The sequence below is a fragment of the Paenarthrobacter sp. E2MeOHC11 genome, assembly GCF_058744955.1.
Genome location: NZ_CP196673.1, coordinates 1,195,457 through 1,222,114, shown reverse-complemented (window position 1 = coordinate 1,222,114; position 26,658 = coordinate 1,195,457). Strand labels below are relative to the sequence as shown.

Genomic DNA, 26,658 nt, shown 5'->3' with positions numbered 1-26,658 from the left:
AATCGTCCTGTTGGCAGTCACCGGAGTCATGTCCGCGGGGGTGGGTTTGCTCGCCGGACGCGTCTTTGATCAATCAGAGATCATCCGGCCGGAGGACTCCATGGCTGAGATCCCTGTTTATGCAATGGTTGAAAACCGTATCGTCGACGACCGTCTTACCTTCTCTGGAGTTATTAAGGCCGGCCCGGCAGTGCCGATCCAAATCGACTTGGAGGCACAGGAACCGATTGTCGTGCGCCAGACGCTTCAGGCGGGGGAAACGTTGAAGTGGGGCGACCTTGCAGGTGTGGTTTCAGGCAAGCCCTATTTCGTCCTGCCTGATCCGCTCCCTTTGTATCGCGATCTTTCCCGAGGTGATGAGGGAGATGACGTGTTGGCATTGCAACGGGCACTTATGCAGATGGGGTATCCTTCTCCCGAAAATGGTCACATGGACAGCGCAACCATGGAAGCCGCATCCTCTTTCTTTGCCAGCGAGGGTTTCACCTTGAGCAGCGGGAGAATGCCTACCGAGCAAAGTCAACAAGTCGAACCGGGAGCTACACCAGAAACAACGGCACCAGTCGGCTCTACCCCCGCGCTCTCGATCCCACACAGACAACTGATAGCACTGCCCGTGGCCAGCGCGACCGTTGTCTCCGCCCTGAACATAGGGCAGAAAGTTACGCCCGAAAGCCCTCTTGCCACGTTCCAGGCCGAAGACAACTTCGTGGAGTTTATTGCTGAGGTCCAGCAGGCTGAGTCTCTTAAGGCTGGGCAGGATGTCACTGTAAGGGTCGCGGAAAAGCAACTGGCCGGTCGGATAACTGGCGTGGGTCCATTCACGGATGCGGGAGAAGGCCAACGTGCTGGACATCCCGTGACGGTAGAGCCAACGAGTAAGGCGGATCTGGTCTTATTGACTCCCAATTTGAGTGTCACGGTAGCTGGCCAAGGTAGCGCGGCACAAGCCCTCGCTGTGCCGTTATCTGGCATCCGACAGGATGCCGACGGGACCTACGTTCTCAGAAGCTCGGGCGACGGAAGAAACTCAAAGGTCCCCGCAACGCGTATCCCCATCACGGTTCTTCGGTCAGGGGGAGGTTTCGCCGCAATCTCCGGTGATCTCAGCCAAGGTGACGAGGTCCAAATATCGTGACTATTTCACGATCGGAGCCTCTCGCGCGCAGAGCAGAAGTTACAGGCTCCGATAACGCATTGGTCATCAGCCTAGAGAGAGTATCGCGCACATATGCAGGTGCAGAGTCCCCCGCTCTTTCTGACGTCTCACTGGCAATTGAGTCCGGTGAGTTCTTGTCCATTGTGGGCCCTTCAGGCTCAGGGAAATCGACGCTTTTAAACATCATGGGCTTGTTGGACAGAGCAAGCTCCGGACGTCTCGCCATTCGTGGACAAGCCGTCGAGGCCGCTTCAGAACGAAGCCTCGACACGGTGCGACTACACCTGATCGGGTTCGTTTTCCAGTCCTCAAACGTCATCGGCGACGATAGCGTGATCAGCAACGCTGCTATCGGATTACGGGTCCAAGGTGTGCCGATGGACGAGCGGGCGTCGGCTGCCTTGGCCGCGCTGGAGTTCGTAGGTCTGGAGCATAAACGCAAGGTCCAAGCCAAGCTCCTATCAGGCGGCGAACGGCAACGACTTGCAATAGCACGAGCAATTGCGACCCACCCGCGGATCATCCTTGCCGACGAGCCAACAGGCAATCTTGATTCCAACAACAGCAGACGGGTCATTGAATACCTTCGGAAACTCAACTCCGAAGGTGTCACCGTAATTGTCATCACCCATGATATGGACGTGGCAAATCAAGCGGATCGCCGGATTGAGATCCGAGACGGTCGAATCACGAGTGACGTCGAAACGAATTCTCAACCCATGCCGCCATCTAAGGTTCCGGTCGACCCCGAGCCCTTCGGTGCACCAAGTCAGCAGTCATGGGTCTCTCGCACCGTGTGTTCCCTCATGGATGACTGGGGCGATGCACTTACCGCGCTCTCCGCCCGTACTCTCCGAACAATGCTTCTCATCCTTGCATTTGCGATTGCCATCGGCGGGATGACGGGTGCCCTGGGTATCAGTTCGACGACGTCGAATGCCATCAACGATCGGCTGGCGATCGCCTCACAGGATCGACTGTCCATCTCCATCGAAGACGGACCTGCCGTGTTTCAAGACGATTTAGATGGACTTCGTTCCGGGGTAGATCGCATTACCCGTCTTCCTCATGTAGTTGGCGCATCCTATGTGTACTCAGCGGTTCCGGCAGACGTACGTATAACACGGGTTAAGCCCTCCGACCTGGAACCCGAAGCGCCATTGTCACTCCACTCCTCCTCGAAGAACTACTTCAATGACTTCGGAATCGACCTAATTCCCCACAACATCCGAAGTGCCCTCGACGACCCACGAGCTGGTCCTCTCGCAGTAGTCTCGACGAAGGCGGCAATTGCGCTCGACATACCGTACAGCAAGAAAACCGGGCCGGTGGCAGGGGTGAGCATATGGATCGATGACCGACTTGTGCCCGTTGTTGGTGTATTCGAACCTGGCCCAAATTTTCCTGAGTACGCTGACTCCGTATTCGTAAACGCCAGCCTCATGCGTGGCGTCTCCAGGTCAGACCTAAAAGTTCAAGTTCGAACCGAAAAGGGCTTCTCGGCTGCGATTGCGCGAGTAGCGCCGCTTGGATACTCGCCGAGCGACCCAGGGAAGGCAAAAGTAGACGTCACAGCCGATATTCAGTCAATCAGGCAGGACGTCTCAAATGATCTCGGGTCGCTCATCGCTTTGCTATCGCTGGTCCTGATGCTCCTGGCGATCATCACTGCGGCTTCCTCGATGTACCTGACCGTTCAGAACCGATCGGCAGAGATAGCCCTTCGACGAGCGATCGGCTCTAGTCGATGGCTAATTTGCCGATCCTTCATCCTTGAGGGCTTCATCGTTGGAGTTACAGCAGGTTCTCTCGGCGGCATCATCGGAACTATGACCACGCTTTGCGTCTCCTGGATCCAGGCCTGGCCGCCCGTACTGCCCCCGGAGCTATGGGTGGTTGGACTCCTTGTGGGTGCGACCACCGGTATTGTGAGCGCCATTTACCCTGCCTGGGTCGCCAGCCGTAAAGATCCCGCTATTGCACTTCGCGCGTAGAAGTCCCGCGGGAGTTCCCCCGAACCAGCTTCATAGATGCAAAACAGCACCCTCCACGGGCGGCCGCCCGCTTTTCCGTCGTTGGGCAACAACGGAAAAGCGGGGCCATGCACCTTCGAAGGCTTAGGCGTTCGCGATCAACCCCAGCTCAGCCTTGGAAGCCAACGCTGTGTGCTTCGGGAACACTCGAACCGTGTAGCCGAAGGAGCCCGAGCGGTTGATGACCACGGAGCCATGGAAGAGGTGGCGTCCGCCGCCGAGGTCCTCCAGGGAGTCCAGTTCCGCAACCACGATGTCCTCGAGCTCGTCGGATTCCTCCGCGCGGCCGAAGGCCACCTCCACGGACACGTCATCCGGGGTGAGGCTGTTGAGGGCCACGTAGGCGTTGACCTGAAGGCTGTCGCCCACCTGGGGTTCCTCGGAGACACCCACGGAATCAACGTGTTCCACCACGACCTGGGGCCACGCGTTCCGGACCTTGGTGGTCCAGGCGGCGAGTTCCTTGGCTTCCTTGAACGATTCGGCAACTGCCCTGCGCCCGGAGACAGCGGCCGGGCAATAGAGGTTGTTGACGTAGTCGTGGAGCATGCGTTCGGCCGAGACTGCGGGACCCAGGTTGGCCAGGGTGTGCTTGATCATGGATACCCAGTGGGTGGGTACGGTCTCAAGGCTGGACTCGGAGGGTCCTGCAGCACCGGCGCCCTGGGCCACCGTGGTTCCGTAGAATCGTGGCGCCACCTGGTTCTCGAGCAGCTCATAGAGCGCTGATGCCTCGATGTCGTCCCGTTCATCGGCGGAGGCGCCATTGTTCGCGGTGGGGATCGCCCAGCCGTTTTCGCCGTCGTACATTTCGTCCCACCAACCGTCAAGGACGGACAGGTTGAGCGAGCCGTTGATGGCGGCCTTCATCCCGGAGGTGCCGCAGGCTTCCAGAGGGCGAAGCGGGTTGTTGAGCCAGACGTCGCAGCCGGGGAACAGCGTCCGGGCCATGGCGATGTCGTAGTTCGGCAGGAACACGATCCTGTGCCGCACTTCGGGGTCGTCAGTGAAGCGCACCAGGTCCTGGATCATCTTCTTGCCGGCGTCGTCAGCGGGGTGCGACTTGCCGGCGATGACCAGCTGGATGGGGTGCTTCGGGTCCAACAGGAGGGCCTTCAAGCGTGCGGGGTCGCGCAACATGAGGGTGAGCCGCTTGTACGTGGGCACACGGCGCGCAAAACCGATCGTGAGCACGTCCGGGTCCAGCACTGAATCGGTCCAGCCCAGTTCGGCATCCGCTGCGCCGCGCTTCTTCCACGAAGCCCGGAGCCGGCGTCGAACGTCGTCGATGAGCTGCGCGCGCAGTTCCCTGCGAAGCCTCCAGACGTCTTCGTCGCTGACGTTGTAGGCCAAGTCCCAGCGTCCCAGTGCTTCGGCTTCTGCACCGAACTGGGTCCGTGCCAGCGAAGAGATGCGCGGGTCAACCCACGTGGGCACGTGGACGCCGTTGGTAACGGAGGCGATGGGGATTTCGGAGTGGTCGAATCCTGGCCACAGGCCGGCAAACATCTCGCGGGACACCACGCCGTGCAGCTTGGCCACGCCGTTGGCGCGCTGCGCAAGCCGCAGGCCCATCACCGCCATGTTGAAAACGGAAGGGTTGCCGCCGTCGTAGTTTTCGCGGCCCAGCTCAAGGATCCGGTCAGTCGGTACGGCAGGCGCCAGCCCGGCTTCAAAGAAATGCTTGATCTGCACGGTCTCAAAGCGGTCGATGCCTGCGGGGACCGGCGTATGCGTCGTGAAGACGGTGGACGCGCGTCCGGCGGCGAGGGCTTCGTCCCAGCTGAGGGGCTCGTTGGGATCGGACATGGCTTCCTGGATGCGTTCGATTCCCAGGAAACCTGCGTGGCCTTCATTGGTATGGAACACTTCCGGCGCCGGTGTGCCGGTGAGTTCCTGGTAGACGCGGAGGGCCTTGACGCCACCCATGCCCAGGAGGAGTTCCTGCTGCAACCGGTGGTCGCCGCCGCCACCGTAAAGGCGGTCGGTGATGCCGCGCGCGGCCTCGTCATTGGAGGGGACGTTGGAGTCCAGCAGCAGCAGCGGAACGCGTCCGACGTCGGCACGCCACACATGCGCGTGGAGTTCCCGGCCGTTGGGCAACGGAAGCGAGATCTGGACCGGCTTGCCGGGCGCGCCGTCCTTGGCCGGGTGGCGAAGCAGCGTCAGCGGCAAGCCATCAGGGTCCAGCACCGGGTAGGTTTCCTGCTGCCACGCATCGCGGGACAGCGACTGCTTGAAGTAACCGGCCTGGTAGAGGAGCCCGACCCCGATCAGCGGCACGCCCAGGTCCGAGGCGGCCTTTAGGTGGTCGCCTGCCAGGATGCCCAGGCCGCCGGAGTACTGCGGAAGCACTTCCGTGATACCGAACTCGGGGGAGAAGTAGGCAATGCACGCCGGAGCGTCTTCGCCGAGGCCCTGGTACCAGCGTGGTTCGCTGAGGTAGCGGTCCAGGTCGGCGGCGGCGTGCTGCACGCGCTCCACTACTTCGCCATTGTTGGCCAAGTCCTGCAACTGTTCGCGGCTGATCGACCCAAGAAGAGCTATGGGGTCGTGCTGCGACGCCTCCCAGAGAGCCGGGTTGAGGCTCGCAAAAAGTTCCCGAGTGGGCCGGTGCCATGACCAACGTAAATTGGTGGCCAGACGTGCCAGGGGCCGGATGGGCTCAGGGAGGACGGTACGGACTGTAAACCTTCGAATTGCCTTCACGAGCGCCACACTAACGGACTCACATGGCAGTCGGAACCGCATTGGGTTTCTTTTAGGTAAAAGACATCTTGCGTCGAGAAGAAAGGTCGTGTGCTTAGCATTCTGTGATGTTTCTCGCTAACGTCGTGCTTGTGACGAATACCGTGCGAACCATCACCGCTCTGAAATCCAAGACGAAAACGGACATCACCGACGGACTTCGCTTCGGCCGGTTCCCCATCACGGCCGTTCAGCCGGTTGTTGAGGGTGGCCGTTTCCCGGCGAAGGCCTTGCCGGGGGAGGACCTCGTGGTTGGCGCCACGGTGTTCCGTGAAGGCCACGACCAGCTGGGCGTTTCCGCTGTGCTGCTCGATCCCAGGGGCAGGGAGCGCCAGCGCGTCCGTCTGAGCCCTGCGCAGGGTGAGCAGTGGAAGGGCCTGGACCGCTGGGAGGGCCTGATCACGCCGGGCGGCACCGGGGCCTGGTCGTTCGTTATCGAGGCCTGGCATGACCGCTACGGAACGTGGCACCACAATGCAGAGGTGAAGGTCGCTGCCGGAATCGACGTCGAGTTGATGCTCGCCGAGGGCGCCGCCCTCCTGGCAGGAGCAGCCGACGACGCCGGACGTACCGGCGCGGAAAAGCGCACCTTGCGTGCCGCTTCCGTTGTGCTGGCAGACACCACCAAAACCGCCGAACAACGCCTCGGCGCCGGTTTCAGCCCTGAGGTGCTGGCCGCCGTCGAACGTCTTCCGATCCGCGAGCTGGTGACCGTATCGGAGCGTTTCCCGCTGCAGGTGGAGCGCGACCTCGCGGGCCGTGGCTCCTGGTACGAATTCTTCCCCCGCTCCGAGGGCGCCGTGTTGGACCACTCCACCGGCACGTGGACTTCCGGTAATTTCCGCACGGCTGCCAAGAGGCTCGACGCCGTAGCGGACATGGGCTTCGACGTCATCTACCTGCCGCCCATCCATCCGATCGGCTTCCAGCACCGTAAGGGCCGCAACAACACCTTGACGCCGGGACCGCAGGATCCCGGTTCGCCGTGGGCCATCGGCTCCAAGGACGGTGGCCACGATGCCATCCACCCGGAACTGGGTACGTTCGAGGACTTCGACGCGTTCGTGGCGCGTGCCAACGAGCTGGAACTCGAGGTAGCTTTGGACCTCGCCCTGCAGGCAGCTCCGGACCACCCCTGGGTGACGTCCAACCCCGAATGGTTCACCACCCGAGTGGACGGTTCCATCGCCTACGCAGAGAACCCGCCGAAGAAGTACCAGGACATTTATCCCCTGAACTTCGACAACGATCCCACTGGCCTTTCCAAGGAAATTCTGCGGATCGTGCAGTTGTGGATCAGCCATGGCGTGAAGATTTTCCGCGTCGACAATCCCCACACCAAGCCTGTCTGGTTCTGGGAATGGCTGATTGGCAAGATCAACAAAAAGAACCCGGAGGTTGTTTTCCTGGCGGAGGCTTTCACCCGTCCCCCGATGATGCACGCGTTGGGCCGGGCAGGATTCCAGCAGTCCTACACGTATTTCACATGGCGGAACACCAAGACGGAGCTTGAGCAGTACTTCCACGAGGTCAGCCACGAGAGTCCGGCGTTCTTCCGCCCGAACTTCTTTGTGAACACCCCGGACATCCTCACCGAGTACTTGCAGTACGGCGGTCCGGCAGCCTTCCGTATCCGGGCTGCACTGGCTGCGACTGCCAGCCCGCTCTGGGGTGTGTATGCCGGTTATGAGTTGTATGAGCACGTAGCCCGGCCTGGCGCCGAGGAGTACATCGACAACGAAAAGTACGAATACAAGGCGAGGGACTGGGATGGCGCAGCCGAGTCCGGACGCACCCTGGCTCCGTACATCACCAGGCTCAACACCATCCGCAAGGATCACGTTGCCCTGGGTGACCTGCAGAACCTGACGCTGCACAGCAGCACGGACGATGCCACGATCGTGTACTCCAAGCACAAGACGCTGCCGGACGGAACCAAGGACACCTTGATCATTGTGGTCAACGTGGATCCGCACAGCGCCCGCGAGAGCACGGTCTCCCTGGACTTGGCGGCCCTGCAACTGGACCCCCGGGATCTCAATGAGGACGGCAGGTTCCGGGTGGATGACTTGATCAGCGGCCAGAGCTGGGAGTGGGGCGAGCACAACTACGTCCGCCTGGATGCCCACGTGGAACCGGCTCACATCCTGAGCATCCGGAGGCAGCCTTAGTGAGTTTTTCCCCGCAGAACCCGAGCCAGTACTTCACTCCGAAGAACACCTTCGAGTTGAACGCCCCAGGTCTCCAGCATGATCCCAACTGGTACCGCAAGGCAGTCTTCTATGAGGTACTGGTGCGGGCCTTTGCGGATGCCAACGGGGATGGGTCCGGCGACTTCCATGGGTTGATCGAGAAGCTGGACTACCTGCAGTGGCTCGGCGTTGACTGCCTATGGTTGCCGCCGTTCTTCCATTCCCCGTTGCGCGATGGCGGCTATGACATTGCGGACTACACGTCCGTATTGGATGAGTTCGGCACCATCAGCGACTTCAAGCGGCTGGTTGCCGAGGCACACGCCCGCGGCGTCAGGGTGATCATCGATCTTCCCTTGAACCACACGTCGGACCAGCACCCTTGGTTCCAGGAATCCCGCAAGGATCCCACAGGTCCCTTTGGCGATTTCTATGTGTGGAGCGATACCGACGAGAAGTACCAGGACGCCCGCATTATCTTCGTTGACACCGAGGAATCGAACTGGACGTTCGATCCCATCCGGCGGCAGTTCTTCTGGCACCGTTTCTTCAGCCACCAACCGGACCTGAACTTTGAGAACCCCAAGGTCATCGAGGCCCTCTATGACGTGGTCCGGTTCTGGCTGGACCAAGGGATCGATGGCTTCCGGGCCGACGCCATTCCGTACCTGTTCGAGGAAGACGGCACCAACTGCGAGAACCTGCCGGCAACGCACACGTTCCTGCAGGACCTACGGCGCATGGTGGACGCGAACTATCCCGGCAGGGTGATCATTGCCGAGGCCAACCAGCCCCCGCATGAAGTGGTGGAGTATTTCGGTACCGAGGAAGCGCCCGAATGCCACATGGCGTTCCACTTCCCCATCATGCCGCGGCTCTACTACGCACTCCGGGACCAGAAGGCCGCGCCTATCATCGAGACCTTGCGCGACACCCCGGAAATTCCCAAGGGGGCCCAGTGGGGAACTTTCCTGCGGAACCACGATGAACTCACCTTGGAAATGGTGCCGGGGGAGGAACGCGCCGCCATGCTGGGCTGGTATGCCCCCGATCCCCGGATGCGTGCCAACATCGGCATCCGGCGACGTTTGGCGCCTCTGTTGGACAACTCCCGCTCGGAGATCGAGCTCATCAACGCGCTGCTGCTTTCCCTGCCTGGCAGTCCCTTCCTGTACTACGGGGACGAAATCGGCATGGGAGACAACATCTGGCTCGATGACCGCGATGCCGTCCGCACTCCAATGCAATGGAACCCGGACCGAAACGCCGGTTTCTCGGGGGCCGATCCGGGCAAGCTGTACCTTCCGGTCATCCAGTCGCTCGTCTACAACTACAGCATGGTCAACGTTGAAGCCGAGGCCGCCCACTCGGGTTCACTGTTGCGCTGGACCCGGCAGATCCTCAGCGTGCGCAAGAACCACCCGGTGTTTGGTTTGGGCGGTTTCCGGCACATTGAAGCGGACCACGAGGTGGTGCTTGCCTATGTTCGGGAACTGCCGGCGGGCAACCCTGAGGGGGAGGACGCCGAAACCATTCTGTGCGTCTTCAACCTCTCCCAGCACCCCGTGGCGGCAACGTTGGACATCCCTGAGTTCGCAGGCCGCGGCCTGCGGGATATTTTCGGCGGCCAGCCCTTCCCGGCCGTCGGCGACAACGGTCATCTGACCGTGATGCTGGGCAGCCACAGCTTCTACTGGCTGAGGGTCCGCTCGGCCTTTTCCAATCCCTCGTCGCCTTTTACCCAGGCGATTCCCGTGGTGACCTCCAAAGGATGAGATGAGCAAGGACAACTTGAACCCCTCCGTTGAAGGACTTCTCCGTAACTGGCTTCCAGGCAAGCGCTGGTTCCCGGTCAATAGCCCCGATTTTGCGCTGGAGCAGGTGGGCGGTTTCAGCCTCCCGGGCACTGGCGGTGACGCTGCTTTTGAGGTGGTGCTGCTGGCCGTGACCTACCGGACGGCCGACGGCGGTCCCCGGACCGACGTGGTCCAGGTTCCGTTGAGCTATCGGAGCCAACCGCTGGTGGACGCTCCGGCCGCCTTGGTGGGTGAGTTTACCGACGATTCGGGCCTCCACCTGATCTACGACGCCGTCTTCGACGCCGGGTTCGTCGCCGCCTGGTTGGAGTTGATGCGCAGCGAGGGCCTGGTGGGACTCGCCCAGGGGCACCTGACGCGTGGACGCGTCGCGCTCCCGGAAACACCCACCTCCGTACGCGTTCTGTCCGGGGAGCAGTCCAACACGTCCGTCATCATCGACGACGGCCATTCGGCGGCGATCGTGAAGATCTTCCGAGTGCTGGCGGCTGGCAGGAATCCCGAGGTTGAACTGGGTGCCGCCCTGACCGCAGCCGGGACCAGTGAGGTTCCCGCGACGCTCGGCTGGATCACGGGCTCGTGGGACGGACCGGCGTCGAACGGTACAGCAGCGGCGACTGGCGAGCTGACTGTAGCCCACGAATTCCTGGTCGGTGGATTGGACGCCTGGCGGTTGGCAGTAGAGGCCGCAGCAGCCGGCAAGGACTTCACCGCCGAGGCCCGTGGGCTGGGGGCGGCCACCGCCACGGTCCACGCCAGGCTCGCGCAAACCTTTGGAATCCAGGAGGGCCAGGAACAGGGCCCGGACATCATCGCAACTGTTGTCCGGCGCGTCCGCCAGTCGTGGGCAGAAGCCGCATCCGCCGTCGGGCCTTATGACGACAATCTGGAAGAGCTGCTGGCGGCTCTGGATCCCCGGGACGTTGGCCGGTTGCAGCGTGTGCACGGTGACCTGCACCTGGGGCAGATCCTTTTGGTTCCCGGCGCCGAGGGGCAGCCGGGACGTTGGGCGATCCTCGACTTCGAGGGCGAGCCGCTACGGACCATCGATGAACGTAATACTCCCGATCTTCCCCTCCGCGATGTCACGGGCATGCTGCGCTCGTTCGACTACGCTGCCGGTGCCGCGACGCGCGAAAATGCGAACGCCAAGGTTCCCGACTCCTGGGTGGACGAGTGCGCAGAAGCGTTCCTTGAGGGGTACATCGAAGTCACTCCCGGAACCATGGACCGCCGCTCGCCGCTCTTTGTGGCATTGTGGCTGGACAAGGCTTTATACGAGGTGGTTTACGAGCTGCGGAACCGGCCCGACTGGCTGTCCATACCGGTGAATGCATCGCGAAAAATCCTCGACAACTCAAGCCGCGGCAAGCATGCGGCAGCTATAGCGGAAGGTAAAGACATGACTGGCTCTGCACGCACCGAACGGCCGCGAGTCCCACTGCATGTGGACACCGAGACCTTGGAACGCGTGGCAGCCGGCGCCTACCATGCGCCGCACTCTGTTCTCGGCGCACATCTGGACGACCACGGCCACGTCACCATCCGAACGGTGAAGCACCTCGCCAAGTCCGTGGTGGTGGTGACCGAAACCGGCCGCACGGAAATGACTCACGAAGCGCATGGCGTGTGGGTTGCCGTCCTGGAACCGCTGCAGGCCGGCCACGTGCCGGACTACCGTTTGGAAGTGGTGTACGACGCCGAACCGGTCACCATCGATGACCCGTACCACTACCTGCCTACCGTAGGTGAGGTGGACCTGCACCTCATCGGCGAAGGTCGCCACGAACGCCTTTGGGACGTCCTCGGTGCCCACGTGCAGCACTACAGTTCCGCGCTCGGCGATGTAGATGGGGTCTCGTTCGCCGTCTGGGCACCGAACGCCCAGGCTGTCCGGGTTAAGGGCGACTTCAATGGATGGGACGGGCGCTCGCATGGAATGCGCTCGCTGGGTTCGTCCGGCGTCTGGGAACTGTTCATTCCGGGTGTTGTAGCAGGGGCGTGCTACAAATACGAGATCCTCACCAAGGGAGGTCACTGGGTAGAGAAGGCCGATCCCTTGGCTTTCGGCACCGAGGTTCCGCCGCTGACCGCCTCACGCGTCGTGGATCCCAGCTACCGCTTCAAGGACGCGGAATGGATGAGTGCCCGCGCTCAGAAGGACCCGCATAACTCACCCATGAGCGTCTACGAAGTCCATTTGGGCTCGTGGCGCCTGGGCCTTGGCTACAAAGAACTGGCCAAGGAGCTCGTGGAATACGTCACATGGCTTGGCTTCTCGCACGTTGAGTTCATGCCGGTGGCGGAGCACCCCTTCGGCGGATCCTGGGGCTACCAAGTGACGTCCTACTTCGCGCCGACGTCGCGGTTCGGGCACCCGGATGAGTTCCGGTTCCTGGTGGACTCGCTGCACCAGGCGGGCATTGGCGTCCTCCTGGACTGGGTACCAGCCCACTTCCCCAAGGATTCCTGGGCGCTGGCACAGTTTGACGGCCAGCCGCTGTACGAGCACTCCGACCCCGCACTCGGCGAGCACCCCGACTGGGGAACTTTGATCTTCGACTTCGGACGCAGCGAGGTCAGGAACTTCCTGGTGGCCAATGCGCTGTACTGGCTGGAGGAGTTCCACATCGATGGCCTGCGCGTGGACGCCGTGGCCTCCATGATCTACCTGGACTACTCCCGTGAGGAAGGACAGTGGCGGCCCAACAAGTTCGGCGGACGCGAAAACCTCGAAGCAATTTCCTTTATGCAGGAAGTCAACGCGACGGTTTACAAGTCGCACCCGGGCGCCATCATCATCGCCGAGGAATCCACCGCGTTCCCGGGGGTTACCGCCCCCACCAACCACGGCGGCCTGGGCTTCGGCCTGAAGTGGAACATGGGATGGATGCACGACTCCCTGAAGTACATCTCCGAAGACCCCATCAACCGCAAATGGCATCACGGCACCATCACGTTCTCCATGGTCTACGCCTTCACGGAGAACTTCCTGCTGCCCATCAGCCACGACGAGGTAGTTCACGGCAAGGGTTCGATGCTCCGGAAGATGCCTGGTGACCGTTGGCAGCAGCTGGCAAACCTCCGGGCCTTCTTCGCCTACCAGTGGGCACACCCGGGCAAACAGCTCATCTTCATGGGCAGCGAGTTTGGACAGGAGGCCGAATGGTCCGAGCAATATGGACTGGACTGGTTCCTCGCCGACATTCCCGCCCACCGGGGACTCCAGCTGCTGGTCAAGGACCTGAACGGGATTTACTCGTCCACGCCGGCCCTCTACGAACGGGACAACGAGGCCGGTGGTTTCCAGTGGATCAATGGCGGGGATGCGGACCACAACGTCCTGACGTTCATTCGCTGGGATCACAACGGCAAGCCGTTGGTATGCGCCGTCAACTTCTCAGGCGGCCCGCACCAGGACTACATCCTGGGAGTTCCGTCTTCTGGGGAGTGGAGGGAAGTCCTGAACACCGACTCCGAAACGTATGGCGGTTCGGGTGTGGTCAATGCGGGATCGCTGAAGGCTTCGGCGCCAGGGACCGACGGTCAGCCCGCAGCGTTGACCATCACGCTTCCGCCTCTTGGCGCTTCCTGGTTCACGCCAGCTGAGTAGAGACCTGGCTCCTAGGGGGATTCAGTAGGCCGTGAGGGGTCCGGAGCCACGCGCTCCGGGCCCTCTTCCTTTTGTTTCCGGGGATTTTCCTCGAACGAAGAGGCATGTCGCTGAGCGGTTTTGCTATCCCGGCCGAGTAGGGGTATAGTTAGTACCCGCGCTGCTCCCCAGTGGAGGACGGTGAAGCTGACAAGAAACCGCTAGGAAAATCAAGTCAAGTTCGCCGATTTGACCCGGAGGCAGGCAGCGGGTAAGTTTGAAAAGTTGCTCCGGAGCGATCCTGGACCCTGTGGGGTGTGGGTGGTGCCGGTTGTGTCTGTTGTTTGAGAACTCAATAGTGTGCCAAGTTTGTTGATACCGATTGTTTTATTGATTGGTTGAAATTTATGCCAGTTCTGTCATGCACCCCCGTGTGTGGTGGGCTGGTTTTCAGCTGGTTTCGAATTTTGTGCAGCCGTGTTCGCCGTTATTTCCGGTGGGTGTGGTTGTGTCTGTTTGATTTGTTTTACTTCAACGGAGAGTTTGATCCTGGCTCAGGATGAACGCTGGCGGCGTGCTTAACACATGCAAGTCGAACGATGATCCCAGCTTGCTGGGGGATTAGTGGCGAACGGGTGAGTAACACGTGAGTAACCTGCCCTTGACTCTGGGATAAGCCTGGGAAACTGGGTCTAATACCGGATATGACTCCTCATCGCATGGTGGGGGGTGGAAAGCTTTTGTGGTTTTGGATGGACTCGCGGCCTATCAGCTTGTTGGTGGGGTAATGGCCTACCAAGGCGACGACGGGTAGCCGGCCTGAGAGGGTGACCGGCCACACTGGGACTGAGACACGGCCCAGACTCCTACGGGAGGCAGCAGTGGGGAATATTGCACAATGGGCGCAAGCCTGATGCAGCGACGCCGCGTGAGGGATGACGGCCTTCGGGTTGTAAACCTCTTTCAGTAGGGAAGAAGCGAAAGTGACGGTACCTGCAGAAGAAGCGCCGGCTAACTACGTGCCAGCAGCCGCGGTAATACGTAGGGCGCAAGCGTTATCCGGAATTATTGGGCGTAAAGAGCTCGTAGGCGGTTTGTCGCGTCTGCTGTGAAAGACCGGGGCTCAACTCCGGTTCTGCAGTGGGTACGGGCAGACTAGAGTGATGTAGGGGAGACTGGAATTCCTGGTGTAGCGGTGAAATGCGCAGATATCAGGAGGAACACCGATGGCGAAGGCAGGTCTCTGGGCATTAACTGACGCTGAGGAGCGAAAGCATGGGGAGCGAACAGGATTAGATACCCTGGTAGTCCATGCCGTAAACGTTGGGCACTAGGTGTGGGGGACATTCCACGTTTTCCGCGCCGTAGCTAACGCATTAAGTGCCCCGCCTGGGGAGTACGGCCGCAAGGCTAAAACTCAAAGGAATTGACGGGGGCCCGCACAAGCGGCGGAGCATGCGGATTAATTCGATGCAACGCGAAGAACCTTACCAAGGCTTGACATGAACCGGTAATACCTGGAAACAGGTGCCCCGCTTGCGGTCGGTTTACAGGTGGTGCATGGTTGTCGTCAGCTCGTGTCGTGAGATGTTGGGTTAAGTCCCGCAACGAGCGCAACCCTCGTTCTATGTTGCCAGCGCGTTATGGCGGGGACTCATAGGAGACTGCCGGGGTCAACTCGGAGGAAGGTGGGGACGACGTCAAATCATCATGCCCCTTATGTCTTGGGCTTCACGCATGCTACAATGGCCGGTACAAAGGGTTGCGATACTGTGAGGTGGAGCTAATCCCAAAAAGCCGGTCTCAGTTCGGATTGGGGTCTGCAACTCGACCCCATGAAGTCGGAGTCGCTAGTAATCGCAGATCAGCAACGCTGCGGTGAATACGTTCCCGGGCCTTGTACACACCGCCCGTCAAGTCACGAAAGTTGGTAACACCCGAAGCCGGTGGCCTAACCCTTGTGGGGGGAGCCGTCGAAGGTGGGACCGGCGATTGGGACTAAGTCGTAACAAGGTAGCCGTACCGGAAGGTGCGGCTGGATCACCTCCTTTCTAAGGAGCTGCTTGCAACTGGTTGCTGTGCCTGCATGGGTGTGGTGGTGGTTGTCAGTGTTGCCCATTGCGCAGGCGTCTGTTCTGCGGTGGGTGCTCATGGGTGGAATATCAACGAATCAAACTTGTTTGGCATGGCCTTTACCGGTTGTGTCCTGGTGCCAGTACGGCGACCTGTGCCTCTTTGGGGTGTGGTGTTGTTTGGAACGTGGCCGGGGCGTGCGGTTTGTGGGGGTTGTGTTTGGCGCACTGTTGGGTCCTGAGGCAACAGGACCTTTTTGCAGCAATGCAGGGGGGCACTTCTGGTGTTTCTTTTGTTCCTGCTTCCGGTACTGCTGGTCACTGTTTTCAGCCCTGTGTGGGTTGTGGTGGGTGGTGGTCTGGTTGATGGGGTTGTTGTTTGAGAACTACATAGTGGACGCGAGCATCTAGAGCACGCACGTGGCTGATCCTTTTGGGGGTTGGTGTGTGTGTTCTTACAGCAATTTCTTATGAATGAACCTGGCCCTTGTGGTCGTGGTTCTCTCGAGTAAGTTTTTGATCTTTGTGTGGTCAAGTTTTTAAGGGCACACGGTGGATGCCTTGGCATTAGGAGCCGAAGAAGGACGTAGGAATCTGCGATAAGCCTGGGGGAGTTGATAACCGAGCGTTGATCCCAGGATGTCCGAATGGGGAAACCCCGCACAACGCTGTCATGGTGATTGTGTGACCCGCATCTGAACACATAGGGTGCGTGGGGGGAACGCGGGGAAGTGAAACATCTCAGTACCCGCAGGAAGAGAAAACAAGAGTGATTCCGTTAGTAGTGGCGAGCGAACGCGGATGAGGCTAAACCGTTCCATGTGTGATAGCCGGCGGGCGTTGCATGGGCGGGGTTGTGGGACTTTCCGTTTTGGTTCTGCCGGACCAATGGGGTGAGAGCATGAGCATAGGTGAACGGTCTTGAAAGGCCGGCCAGAGAGGGTGTGAGCCCCGTAACCGTAATGTTGTGTGCCGCCTGGAGAGGATCCCAAGTAGCACGGGGCCCGAGAAATCCCGTGCGAATCTGTCAGGACCACCTGATAAGCCTAAATACTTCCTAATGACCGATAGCGGACCAGTACCGTGAGGGAAAGGTGAAAAGTACCCCGGGAGGGGAGTGAAACAGTACCTGAAACCGTGTGCTTACAATCCGTCGGAGCCAGTCTGATTCTGGTGACGGCGTGCCTTTTGAAGAATGAGCCTGCGAGTTAGTGTTACGTCGCGAGGTTAACCCGTGTGGGGTAGCCGTAGCGAAAGCGAGTCTGAATAGGGCGAGTGTAGTGGCGTGATCTAGACCCGAAGCGGAGTGATCTACCCATGGCCAGGTTGAAGCGACGGTAAGACGTCGTGGAGGACCGAACCCACTTCAGTTGAAAATGGAGGGGATGAGCTGTGGGTAGGGGTGAAAGGCCAATCAAACTCCGTGATAGCTGGTTCTCCCCGAAATGCATTTAGGTGCAGCGTTGCGTGTTTCTTGCCGGAGGTAGAGCTACTGGATGGCCGATGGGCCCTACAAGGTTACTGACGTCAGCCAAACTCCGAATGCCGGTAAGTGAGAGCGCAGCAGTGAGACTGTGGGGGATAAGCTTCATAGTCGAGAGGGAAACAGCCCAGACCACCAACTAAGGCCCCTAAGCGTGTGCTAAGTGGGAAAGGATGTGGAGTTGCGAAGACAACCAGGAGGTTGGCTTAGAAGCAGCCATCCTTGAAAGAGTGCGTAATAGCTCACTGGTCAAGTGATTCCGCGCCGACAATGTAGCGGGGCTCAAGTACACCGCCGAAGTTGTGGATTTCACACATTGCCCTAGCCTTCGTGGTTCAGGGGTGTGGAGTGGTAGGGGAGCGTCGTGTGGGCAGTGAAGTCGCGGTGGAAACCAGCGGTGGAGCCTACACGAGTGAGAATGCAGGCATGAGTAGCGAAAGACGGGTGAGAAACCCGTCCGCCGAATGATCAAGGGTTCCAGGGTCAAGCTAATCTGCCCTGGGTAAGTCGGGACCTAAGGCGAGGCCGACAGGCGTAGTCGATGGACAACGGGTTGATATTCCCGTACCGGCGAAAAACCGCCCATGCCAAGCGGGGGATACTAACCGCCCGGAGCCTGCCCGCTCACCCTTGTGGTGTTGTGGGTTTTGGCCGAGCGCGGGACCTGATCCCGGGAGGTAAGCGTATTAACAGGTGTGACGCAGGAAGGTAGCCGGGCCGGGCGATGGTTGCCCCGGTCTAAGGATGTAGGGTCAGGGATAGGCAAATCCGTTCCTGTGTGTTTCGAGCACAATCCTGAGATCTGATGGGACTCCCGTTTGGGGGGATCCGGTGATCCTATGCTGCCAAGAAAAGCATCGACGCGAGGTTTTAGCCGCCCGTACCCCAAACCGACACAGGTGATCAGGTAGAGAATACCAAGGCGATCGAGAGAATTATGGTTAAGGAACTCGGCAAAATGCCCCCGTAACTTCGGGAGAAGGGGGGCCTGCCCCGTGATGGAGACTTGCTCTCCGTGAGCGGGTGTGGGCCGCAGAGACCAGGGGGAAGCGACTGTTTACTAAAAACACAGGTCCGTGCGAAGTCGCAAGACGATGTATACGGACTGACTCCTGCCCGGTGCTGGAAGGTTAAGAGGACCGGTTAGCCACTTGTGGCGAAGCTGAGAATTTAAGCCCCAGTAAACGGCGGTGGTAACTATAACCATCCTAAGGTAGCGAAATTCCTTGTCGGGTAAGTTCCGACCTGCACGAATGGAGTAACGACTTCCCCGCTGTCTCAACCATAAACTCGGCGAAATTGCAGTACGAGTAAAGATGCTCGTTACGCGCAGCAGGACGGAAAGACCCCGAGACCTTTACTATAGTTTGGTATTGGTGTTCGGAGTGGCTTGTGTAGGATAGGTGGGAGACGTTGAAACCCGGACGCCAGTTCGGGTGGAGTCATCGTTGAAATACCACTCTGGTCACTTTGGACATCTAACTTCGGCCCGTGATCCGGGTCAGGGACAGTGCCTGATGGGTAGTTTAACTGGGGCGGTTGCCTCCTAAAAAGTAACGGAGGCGCCCAAAGGTTCCCTCAGCCTGGTTGGCAATCAGGTGTCGAGTGTAAGTGCACAAGGGAGCTTGACTGTGAGAGAGACATCTCAAGCAGGGACGAAAGTCGGGACTAGTGATCCGGCGGTACATTGTGGAATGGCCGTCGCTCAACGGATAAAAGGTACCTCGGGGATAACAGGCTGATCTTGCCCAAGAGTCCATATCGACGGCATGGTTTGGCACCTCGATGTCGGCTCGTCGCATCCTGGGGCTGGAGTAGGTCCCAAGGGTTGGGCTGTTCGCCCATTAAAGCGGTACGCGAGCTGGGTTTAGAACGTCGTGAGACAGTTCGGTCCCTATCCGCTGCGCGCGCAGGAAATTTGAGAAGGGCTGTCCTTAGTACGAGAGGACCGGGACGGACGAACCTCTGGTGTGTCAGTTGTACTGCCAAGTGCATCGCTGATTAGCTACGTTCGGATGGGATAACCGCTGAAAGCATCTAAGCGGGAAGCTCGCTTCAAGATGAGATTTCCATACACATTATGTGTGAGAGGCCCCCAGCCAGACCACTGGGTTGATAGGCCGGATGTGGAAGCGAGGACTAAAGACTCGTGAAGCTGACCGGTACTAATAGGCCAACAACTTACACCACACAACACACTGCACGCGTCCACTATGTGGTTCCCGAACAACAACCCGCTTGTTCCAGGAACAAAAACACAACAAAATAACAACACCACAGTTGTAACCACACTTCCCACCCACCCCACCACCGGGGTGCGGACGGGTAACAAAGTTACGGCGGTCATAGCGTGGGGGAAACGCCCGGTCCCATTCCGAACCCGGAAGCTAAGACCCACAGCGCCGATGGTACTGCACCCGGGAGGGTGTGGGAGAGTAGGACACCGCCGGACACACATTAGGAAGAGCCCCGACCACGACGGTCGGGGCTCTTCACATTTAACACCCTTGTTTAACCCACCTGTGTGCCTTTTGCCACCGGTAGAGTTGGTGGTCATGGAAAACCTCTTCAGCCACCCCGCATCGGAACCCGAGCCGTCCCGGCAGGACGGTGATGCCTTGGAGCCTCTCATCATCACCGTCGTGGTTCCCACGAACGTCCCGCATGCATTCCAGGGATTCACCGATCATCCCCACCTGTGGTGGCCCTTGGAGAAGGAGAGTGTCTTCGGCGCAGGATCGCACGTTGAGTTCGAGGAAAACCTGATCCTGGAGACCGCAGAGGATGGCCGTACGTCGGTGTGGGGGACCATCGACGATTGGCAGCCTCCGCTGTCCTTCCACGCCAGCTGGTATCCGGCCAGCACACCTCTGTGGTCCACTGAGATCCGGGTTGCCTTCCGGGCTGTGGATGATGGCACCGAAGTCCGGCTGGTCCATGACGGTTGGGAAGGCGCCGAAGATCCTGCTGCTTCTCGTGCATCCTACGCCGAAGGCTGGCCAGACGTCCTTGAACGCTATGTGAGATTCATGGGCGGAGCCGTTGCCTAGGATCCGCAGACTCCACGCCAATGATTGGCGGTTGCTGAAGGCAGTCCGCCTCGAGATGCTCTCGGATACACCCATGGCCTACATCGAGAGCCTGGATGCTGCCCGCCGGCAGACTGATACGCAGTGGCAGGAACGTGCGGCGGCCATGTCCGGGGATGCCAGTATCACTTTGGTGGCTGACGCCGGTGTGGAGGGCAGCAAAATTTGTGCACTGATGCGAGTAGTGGTCAAACACCCGCAGGAGCCACAGAAGCCCCTGCAGGCGATGCTCATCAGCGTCTATGTCGCCCCGGAGCACCGTGGATTGGGTTTGGCTGACGAACTGCTCCACGAATCGTGCAAAGCCGCAGCGCAGGAGCTGGCGGCGGAACTCCTGGAGCTCGGGGTCCATGAGGATAACACCCGGGCGTTGGCCTTCTATAGGCGGCACGGCTTCGAAACCACCGGTGCAAGCAGGCCGTATCCGCAGGACACGTCCAAGCTGGAGCTTGTGATGGTTCGCTGCCTGACATAGAAGCCAGGGCTAGGAAGAGGACTCCTTCGGCACGGCCGTGCTTGTCCGCACCACGAGCCTCGTGGGGTGTTCCGCGTCGGCTGGTTCCAGGACCAGGCCATTGCTGATCGCGCCCAGGAGGGTGCGCACGGCCAAGGCTCCCTGGCCCTTGGCGTCCTGGTCGATGGTGGTCAGGCCCAGGACGTTGCCCAGGTCATGTCCGTCGATGCCCACCACTGACAGGTCATCCGGGATGCGCAGCCCGAAGTCCCGGGCCGCCAGAATGGTGCCGATGGCCATTTCGTCGGATGCTGCGAACACCGCGGTGGGACGTTCGGGCGCGCTTGCCAGCAGTTGCCTGGCTGCCTTGTAGGCGCCTTCAACGGTGAAGTCCGCAGAAACGATCCATTCGGGCCTGACTGGACAGCCGGCGTCGTTCATGGCTTTTTCGAAACCGCCGCGACGGGTTCCAGGAAGATGGAAGTCCTGGTCGTAGGCCTCATGACCGGTGACGTGCGCGATTTTGGTATGACCCAAGCCAAGGAGGTGGTTGGTGGCCTTCATGGCGATTCCGGTGTCGTCGATCCTGATGGTGGAGGCTCCCGGCAGCGGGCCACCAATACCCACAATCGGCCTGTTCATTGCATGGAGCTGCTGAATTTCGGCTTCGCTGAGTTCCAGGGAGACTGCAATGACTGCGTCCACGCGTTTGCGCAGCAGGAAGTCGTTGAAGACACTGTGCCGATGCGCGGGGTTTTCGCCGATGTTGTACAGCGTGAGGTCGTAGCCGGCCTGGAGCAGGGCGGCGGAGGCGCCCTCGATTACCGCTGAGAAGAACCAGCGGTGCACCGAGGGGACAACCAAGCCGACGTTGTGCGTGCGACCGGAGGCCAGGCTTGAGGCGTGATAGGACAACACAAAACCGAGCTCAGCAGCTGCGGAGCGTGCCCGTTCGCGGCTGCTCGGGGATACGTTGCCCTTACCGCTCAGCGCGCGTGAAACAGTGGCAACGGACAGCCCTGCGCGCTCGGCTACGTCCTTGATGCCGGTCATGCCGCTCCTCATGCAAAAATCAGCTGACTGTCAGCCAGATTGTCTCCCCAGAGCCTAGTTGATCAGCGTCTGGTTGATCAGCGCCGGTTCCCGCCGCGGAGCTGCGCAGAACCGTCTGGCCTGCCGGGAGCGGCATCGGGTCAGTCCCGACGTTCATGATCACCAAGGTAGTGCCGTTGAGGTAGGCCAGCGAAGACCATGTGCAATAGTCCTCCACCCAGGCGAGGGATCCCTGGCCGAGACGGTGCGCGGCACGCTGGGCGAGCATCTCCCTGTAGAGGTTTAGGTGCGACGCCGGATCGGACTCCTGCTTGTCCCTGGCCAGGGCCGGCCAGGACTCGGGTTGCGGCAGCCACGGATCCAGGCCGCCGCCGAAACCGGCGTGCGGCTCGGCGGACCTCCAGGGGAGCGGTACCCGGCAGCCGTCGCGGCCGATGCGCGCACCCCCGGTACGGGCGAAGGTAGGATCCTGGCGCATGGTGCCGGGAATGCTGGTGGAGTCGGGGAGGCCCAGTTCCTCGCCCTGGTAAAGGTAGGCGCCACCGGGCAGGCCGAGCATGAACATGGTGGCCGCGGCAGCCCGGCGTCGTCCGAGTTCTTCGTTGGGCTGGGCGTCGTCAGGGCCGATGCCGTCGCCGTCGCGGGGACCGGGGCCGTTGTACCCGAAGCGTGTGACATGCCGGACTACATCGTGGTTGGACAGCACCCACGTGCTGGGGGCGCCTACTGCGTCCAGCGAGACCAAGGAATCGGTGATGATGTGGCGCAGCCGGTTGATGTCCAGGCCGGCATGCAGGTACGGGAAGTTGAAGGCCTGGTGCATCTCGTCAGGGCGGACCCACTGTGCCAGCCGGGGGAGCGGATCCACGTTCGCTTCGGCGCAGAGGATGCGGTCCGGGCCGTAGTCTTCCAGGATGGAACGCCAGCGGCGGTAGATGTCGTGCAGGGCCGGCTGGCCAAACATGGGTGCGTCGTGACCCGGGAATCCGTCGGAGCTGTTGCCGTCGGCGCGGCCGCCCCAGTTGGGGAGGCCGGCGGCTTTGACGAGTGCGTGTGCCACGTCCACGCGGAAGCCGGAAATGCCGCGGTCAAGCCAGAAGCGGAGGACGCGTTCGAACTCGGCGTGGACGGCAGGGTTGTCCCAGTTGAAATCAGGCTGTGATGAGTCGAACAGGTGCAGGAACCATTGTCCGGGCTGTCCGTTCGGCTCGGTGATGCGCGTCCATGCCGGGCCGCCGAAGTGGGACTGCCAGTTGTTGGGAGGTTCGTTGCCGTCGGGTCCTTGTCCGTCCCGGAAGATGAACATGTCGCGCTCGGGGCTGTTGGCGCCAGCTGTGAGTGCCGCTTGGAAGGCGACGTGCTGGTCTGAACAGTGGTTGGGAACGAGGTCCGCGATCACGCGGAGGTTGAGTCGGTTGGCTTCTGCGATGAGGGCATCGAAGTCGGCCAAGGTGCCGAACAGAGGATCGACATCGCAGTAGTCGCTGACGTCGTATCCCGCGTCCCGCTGGGGTGAGCGGTAGAACGGAGACAACCACACGGCGTCGACGCCCAGGTTCGCAAGCTGCGCGAGTTCCGCCGTGATACCAGCCAGGTCACCTACGCCGTCACCGTTCAGATCGCGGAAGGACCGCGGGTAGATCTGGTAGATCACGGCGGAACGCCACCACCCGTGCGCCGTGGAGGCGTCATGAACAGGCGTGAGCTGAGTGAATGCTGCAGGGGGCTGGTGGGCCTCAACCGGGAGCAAGGAATCGACGGACATGGTCACATCGTAAAAGACATTTCAGGGAATTGGAAACGCTTCCAATAGGAAGTGTCCTGTCTTTTAGGGGACCAGATCGCATTGGTATTTCACGGCATCCCGTTCGGTGTAGATCGTTTGGAAGCGCTTGCAGGAGGGTGGTTCCTGCCGGGTCCCGGGCCCCGCCGACGATGAGCCATGCCGCTCTGGCTAGACTGTGAGCACTGAAAACGCTGCGAAGACTGCCGATTTGGCGTGTCCGCGGCGCTCATGTGGAGGTATTACCTTGTCGGACGAAACGGCCATGGCCGGTACATCAGAGGAACGTATCAAGGACCGCACTGCTGGTCACCCGGAAGAGCTCCGGCAGACAGCCGCGCAACGAGCGTTCCTGCAGGAGCTGGCGGCCGGTCTCCGGGCCGACCAAGTAGCCGGGGATGAGGAAACCCTCACCGTCTACTCCATCGACCAAGGGCCAATGCTTGAGCGGCACTTACCGCTGGCCGTCGTCTGGGCCGAATCCGTGGAGGACGTGCAGCACATCGTCCGCAGATGCGCCGCACATGGCGTGCCGATCGTCGCCAGGGGTGCTGGAACCGGCGTCTCCGGCGGGGCCCATGCCACCGAAGGCTGCATCGTCCTGGGACTCGAGCGGATGAACCGGATCCTGGATCTGAACCCCGACGACGAAACCGCCGTCGTCGAACCCGGTGTCATCAACGCGGAGCTGAACGCTGCCGCGGCCGAACACGGCCTGATGTATGCGCCGGACCCGGCAAGCTACAAGATGTCCACCATCGGTGGCAACGTGGCCACCAACGCCGGGGGACTGCGGTGTGCCAAATACGGCGTGACACGCGATTCCGTGTTGGCGCTCGATGTCGTCATGGCGGACGGTTCGTTGATGCACACCGGCCACCAAACGTTCAAAGGCGTGGCGGGCTACGACCTGACTGCCCTGCTGGTGGGCTCGGAAGGAACGCTGGGCATCGTGGTGGGAGTGACGGTTCGGCTGAAATACCTGCCCCGCGAAGTCCACACCATTGCGGCGTTCTACCGGGACTTCCGCAGCGCAGCCGCAGGCGTTCTGGCCGTAGGCAGGGCCCGGGTGCAGCCCGCCATCATGGAACTCCTGGACAACGGAACACTGGTACAGCTGGACGAACTCCACGGCGGCGACCTGCAAAAGCGCGGCAAGTCCCTGCTCCTGATCCAGACCGACGGCTTCGGTGCGGCCGCGGAAGCAGACGTCGTCCGGCAAGTGCTGGCCGATGGCGGCGCTACGGTGACCATGGAAGCCAGCGCTGAGGCCGAGATGCTGGTGGAACTCCGCCGCAACAGCCGCGGCGTCGAAGTGGACGACGAATTCAGGGTGGGTGAGGACATCGCTGTCCCGCGCTCACGGCTGGTCGACTTCGTTGCAGCGCTCGAAGCCATGGCCGCCCGTTTTCAGGTCCGGCTCAAGGTAGTGGCCCACGCCGGCGACGGCAATCTGCACCCCACCTTCTGGATGGACCGCGTGGATCCCGCAGCCGATGCTGACGCATTGCAGCGCCTCAATGCTGCCCTGGACGAATCCATTCGCGTGGGCCTGGAGATGGGTGGAACGATCACTGGCGAGCACGGCGTCGGGCAGTACAAGCTGCGTTGGTTGGGCCTGGAGCAGCCCGAGCCGGTGCGGGAGCTGCAGCGGCGGATCAAGGAGTTGTTCGATCCGCGGGGAATTCTGAATCCGGGGAAAGCCATCTAGCGCTGCCTTAGGGCGTCCCGCAGGGGACGATGCCAACCACTGGACTCCTCGTTGGTATTCCAAAGTGCCTCATCTCCTTCGATTGTCACATCCAGCCTGCTTGTTTATCCGCATTTACTTTCCATCATCCTCCCCATAGTCTTATTTGGTATACCAAAGATGCTATGAGGGGAATGACGTGCGCAAGAATCGGCAGGCTGGAGCGGGACTGGGTCCGAGGCTGATGACGGGTTTGTCGCTGCTGGCGCTCGTCATGGTGTCGGTCAACCTTCGGCCGGCCATTACTACCGTTGCCGGGGTGATGAACCAGGTGCCCGGAGTGTTCGGCCTGGACCCCGCGCTGCTTCCGTTGTTGGGGACTTTGCCTGTGTTGGCTTTCGGTGTCTCGGGGCCGATGGGGCTATGGTTGGCCCGCCGGCTCGGGACCGGGCGTGCCGTTGCCGTGGCCCTGTTGGTGCTGGCCGCGGCGCTGGTTGTCCGGGCTACTGTTCCGGCACTCCTGTTACCCGGAACGTTCCTCGCCGGCAGCGCGATCATGACTGCGAGCGTACTGGTTCCCCAGATCGTGAAGGCAAACCGCGGCAGCGGGTGGTGGACGGGCCTTTGCACCATGGGCTTCGGGCTCGGAGCTGCGCTCGGTGCCGGACTGGTCCAGCCACTGGAGCAGGCCTTCGGCGGCAACTTGCACTCAGCGCTTGCCGTGTGGGCGGTCCCCGCCCTGGTGGGGGCGTTCCTCATCCAGCGGTCCGGAGGGCGCCCGACGGCGGCACCCACCTCGGCGGGCACAGCAACCATAGGTGCTGGTCCCGCCACGCCGCTCAGGAAGCAGGGGACTGCATGGGCGGTCACTGCCTTCTTCGGCCTCCAGGCCATGCTGTACTTCGCCATCACGTCCTGGCTGGCTGTCTATCTGGTATCCCGGGGCCTGTCGCCAGCCGACGCCGCGTCCTTGCTGGCATGGTTCAGCCTTGCCGGGCTCCCAGCGAGTTTGCTGGCCCCCGTGGTGGCTGGCCGTCCCGCCGTCCTGCGGATCATGGCGCCCGGGCTTGGAATGACGGTTGCTCTCGCGCTGTTGGGTGTCCTCGCGGCACCGGCTGAGCTGCAGTTCCTCGCCGTCGGGATTCTTGGAGTTGTCCAGAGCGCAGGGTTCGGACTGGCCATGGCGCTGGTAGTGATCCGATCCGCCGGGCCGCCATCAGCCGGGAGGCTCTCGGCCATGAGCCAGGGCCTTGGATTCGCGTTGGCATCGCTCGGTCCGCTGCTCGCAGGGTTGCTGCACACCATGACCGGCGGCTGGGAAGTGACGTTCTGGGCGCTCGCTGCCGAAGCCGTGGTGTTGGCCGGTGCCGGATTCTTTGCTGTCCGCGGACCGCTTGTGAACGTGGAAGGGGCTGAAATATCCCGGCAGGACGGGGCGAAACCCTCGCCTGTTCGGTGATCCTGCCCAGGCGAGCCGGGAGAAACGAACAGAG

Annotated in this window: 12 protein-coding genes and 3 rRNA genes; 12 read left to right on the top strand and 3 right to left on the bottom strand. The window is 61.0% G+C overall.

The annotated features are described in order from the left end of the window. Positions 1-100: 100 nt before the first annotated feature. Positions 101-1,138, top strand: coding sequence for a hypothetical protein (locus ACSSVG_RS05590; protein WP_492417782.1), 1,038 nt, complete (start codon positions 101-103; stop codon positions 1,136-1,138). Then, positions 1,135-3,153, top strand: a complete 2,019-nt coding sequence (locus ACSSVG_RS05585) for an ABC transporter ATP-binding protein/permease (RefSeq protein ID WP_492417780.1) — start codon at positions 1,135-1,137, stop codon at positions 3,151-3,153. Before ACSSVG_RS05590 ends, ACSSVG_RS05585 begins: the two co-directional genes overlap by 4 nt. Before the next feature lie 123 nt (positions 3,154-3,276). Here the strand turns inward: ACSSVG_RS05585 and glgP are convergent, their stop codons facing one another. Then, positions 3,277-5,901, bottom strand: a complete 2,625-nt coding sequence (gene glgP, locus ACSSVG_RS05580; RefSeq protein WP_492417778.1) for an alpha-glucan family phosphorylase — start codon at positions 5,899-5,901, stop codon at positions 3,277-3,279. Positions 5,902-6,005: 104 nt separating this feature from the next. On the opposite strand from glgP, the gene ACSSVG_RS05575 reads away from it, so the two are divergent. From ACSSVG_RS05575 to ACSSVG_RS05540, 8 genes are all read left to right on the top strand, one after another. Continuing rightward, positions 6,006-8,111: an alpha-1,4-glucan--maltose-1-phosphate maltosyltransferase gene (locus ACSSVG_RS05575; RefSeq protein ID WP_492417776.1), complete on the top strand. Its 2,106-nt coding sequence runs from the start codon at positions 6,006-6,008 to the stop codon at positions 8,109-8,111. Next, on the top strand, positions 8,111-9,907 hold the full coding sequence (gene treS / locus ACSSVG_RS05570; protein WP_231342690.1) for a maltose alpha-D-glucosyltransferase: 1,797 nt from the start codon (positions 8,111-8,113) through the stop codon (positions 9,905-9,907). The genes ACSSVG_RS05575 and treS overlap by 1 nt, the downstream gene beginning before the upstream one ends. Position 9,908: 1 nt before the next feature. Next, positions 9,909-13,562 (top strand): 1,4-alpha-glucan branching enzyme, encoded by a 3,654-nt coding sequence (locus ACSSVG_RS05565; protein ID WP_492417774.1) that lies wholly within the window; start codon positions 9,909-9,911, stop codon positions 13,560-13,562. Positions 13,563-14,072: 510 nt separating this feature from the next. Beyond that, a 16S ribosomal RNA gene (locus tag ACSSVG_RS05560) occupies positions 14,073-15,592 on the top strand. A 550-nt stretch (positions 15,593-16,142) separates the two neighbouring features. Then, positions 16,143-19,286 (top strand): 23S ribosomal RNA (locus ACSSVG_RS05555). 145 nt (positions 19,287-19,431) lie between these two features. Next, a 5S ribosomal RNA gene (gene rrf / locus ACSSVG_RS05550) occupies positions 19,432-19,548 on the top strand. The 16S, 23S and 5S rRNA genes sit together here, the layout of an rRNA operon. 103 nt (positions 19,549-19,651) lie before the next feature. Further along, the gene (locus ACSSVG_RS05545; RefSeq protein ID WP_492417772.1) at positions 19,652-20,146 is read left to right on the top strand and encodes an SRPBCC domain-containing protein; all 495 of its coding nucleotides are present in this window, start codon (positions 19,652-19,654) and stop codon (positions 20,144-20,146) included. A 31-nt stretch (positions 20,147-20,177) separates the two neighbouring features. After that, positions 20,178-20,660 (top strand): GNAT family N-acetyltransferase, encoded by a 483-nt coding sequence (locus ACSSVG_RS05540; protein ID WP_231343236.1) that lies wholly within the window; start codon positions 20,178-20,180, stop codon positions 20,658-20,660. Between the two features lie 9 nt (positions 20,661-20,669). Here the strand turns inward: ACSSVG_RS05540 and ACSSVG_RS05535 are convergent, their stop codons facing one another. Continuing rightward, the gene (locus ACSSVG_RS05535) at positions 20,670-21,692 is read right to left on the bottom strand and encodes a LacI family DNA-binding transcriptional regulator (RefSeq protein ID WP_492417770.1); all 1,023 of its coding nucleotides are present in this window, start codon (positions 21,690-21,692) and stop codon (positions 20,670-20,672) included. Between the two features lie 19 nt (positions 21,693-21,711). Next, positions 21,712-23,457, bottom strand: a complete 1,746-nt coding sequence (locus ACSSVG_RS05530) for a glycoside hydrolase family 13 protein (RefSeq protein ID WP_492417768.1) — start codon at positions 23,455-23,457, stop codon at positions 21,712-21,714. 283 nt (positions 23,458-23,740) lie between these two features. Between ACSSVG_RS05530 and ACSSVG_RS05525 the strand changes: the two genes are divergently transcribed. Next, positions 23,741-25,186: an FAD-binding oxidoreductase gene (locus ACSSVG_RS05525; protein ID WP_492419147.1), complete on the top strand. Its 1,446-nt coding sequence runs from the start codon at positions 23,741-23,743 to the stop codon at positions 25,184-25,186. Between the two features lie 178 nt (positions 25,187-25,364). Beyond that, positions 25,365-26,624, top strand: coding sequence for an MFS transporter (locus tag ACSSVG_RS05520; RefSeq protein ID WP_492417767.1), 1,260 nt, complete (start codon positions 25,365-25,367; stop codon positions 26,622-26,624). The last annotated feature ends 34 nt before the right edge of the window (positions 26,625-26,658 follow it).

Bases quoted from the DNA above. Each gene is read 5' to 3' on its own strand.
- ACSSVG_RS05590 (WP_492417782.1), top strand. From the start codon at position 101: ATGGCTGAGATCCCTGTTTATGCAATGGTTGAAAACCGTATCGTCGAC.
- ACSSVG_RS05565 (WP_492417774.1), top strand. From the start codon at position 9,909: ATGAGCAAGGACAACTTGAACCCCTCCGTTGAAGGACTTCTCCGTAAC.
- ACSSVG_RS05545 (WP_492417772.1), top strand. From the start codon at position 19,652: ATGGAAAACCTCTTCAGCCACCCCGCATCGGAACCCGAGCCGTCCCGG.
- ACSSVG_RS05535 (WP_492417770.1), bottom strand. From the start codon at position 21,692: ATGACCGGCATCAAGGACGTAGCCGAGCGCGCAGGGCTGTCCGTTGCC.
- ACSSVG_RS05530 (WP_492417768.1), bottom strand. From the start codon at position 23,457: ATGTCCGTCGATTCCTTGCTCCCGGTTGAGGCCCACCAGCCCCCTGCA.
- ACSSVG_RS05525 (WP_492419147.1), top strand. From the start codon at position 23,741: ATGGCCGGTACATCAGAGGAACGTATCAAGGACCGCACTGCTGGTCAC.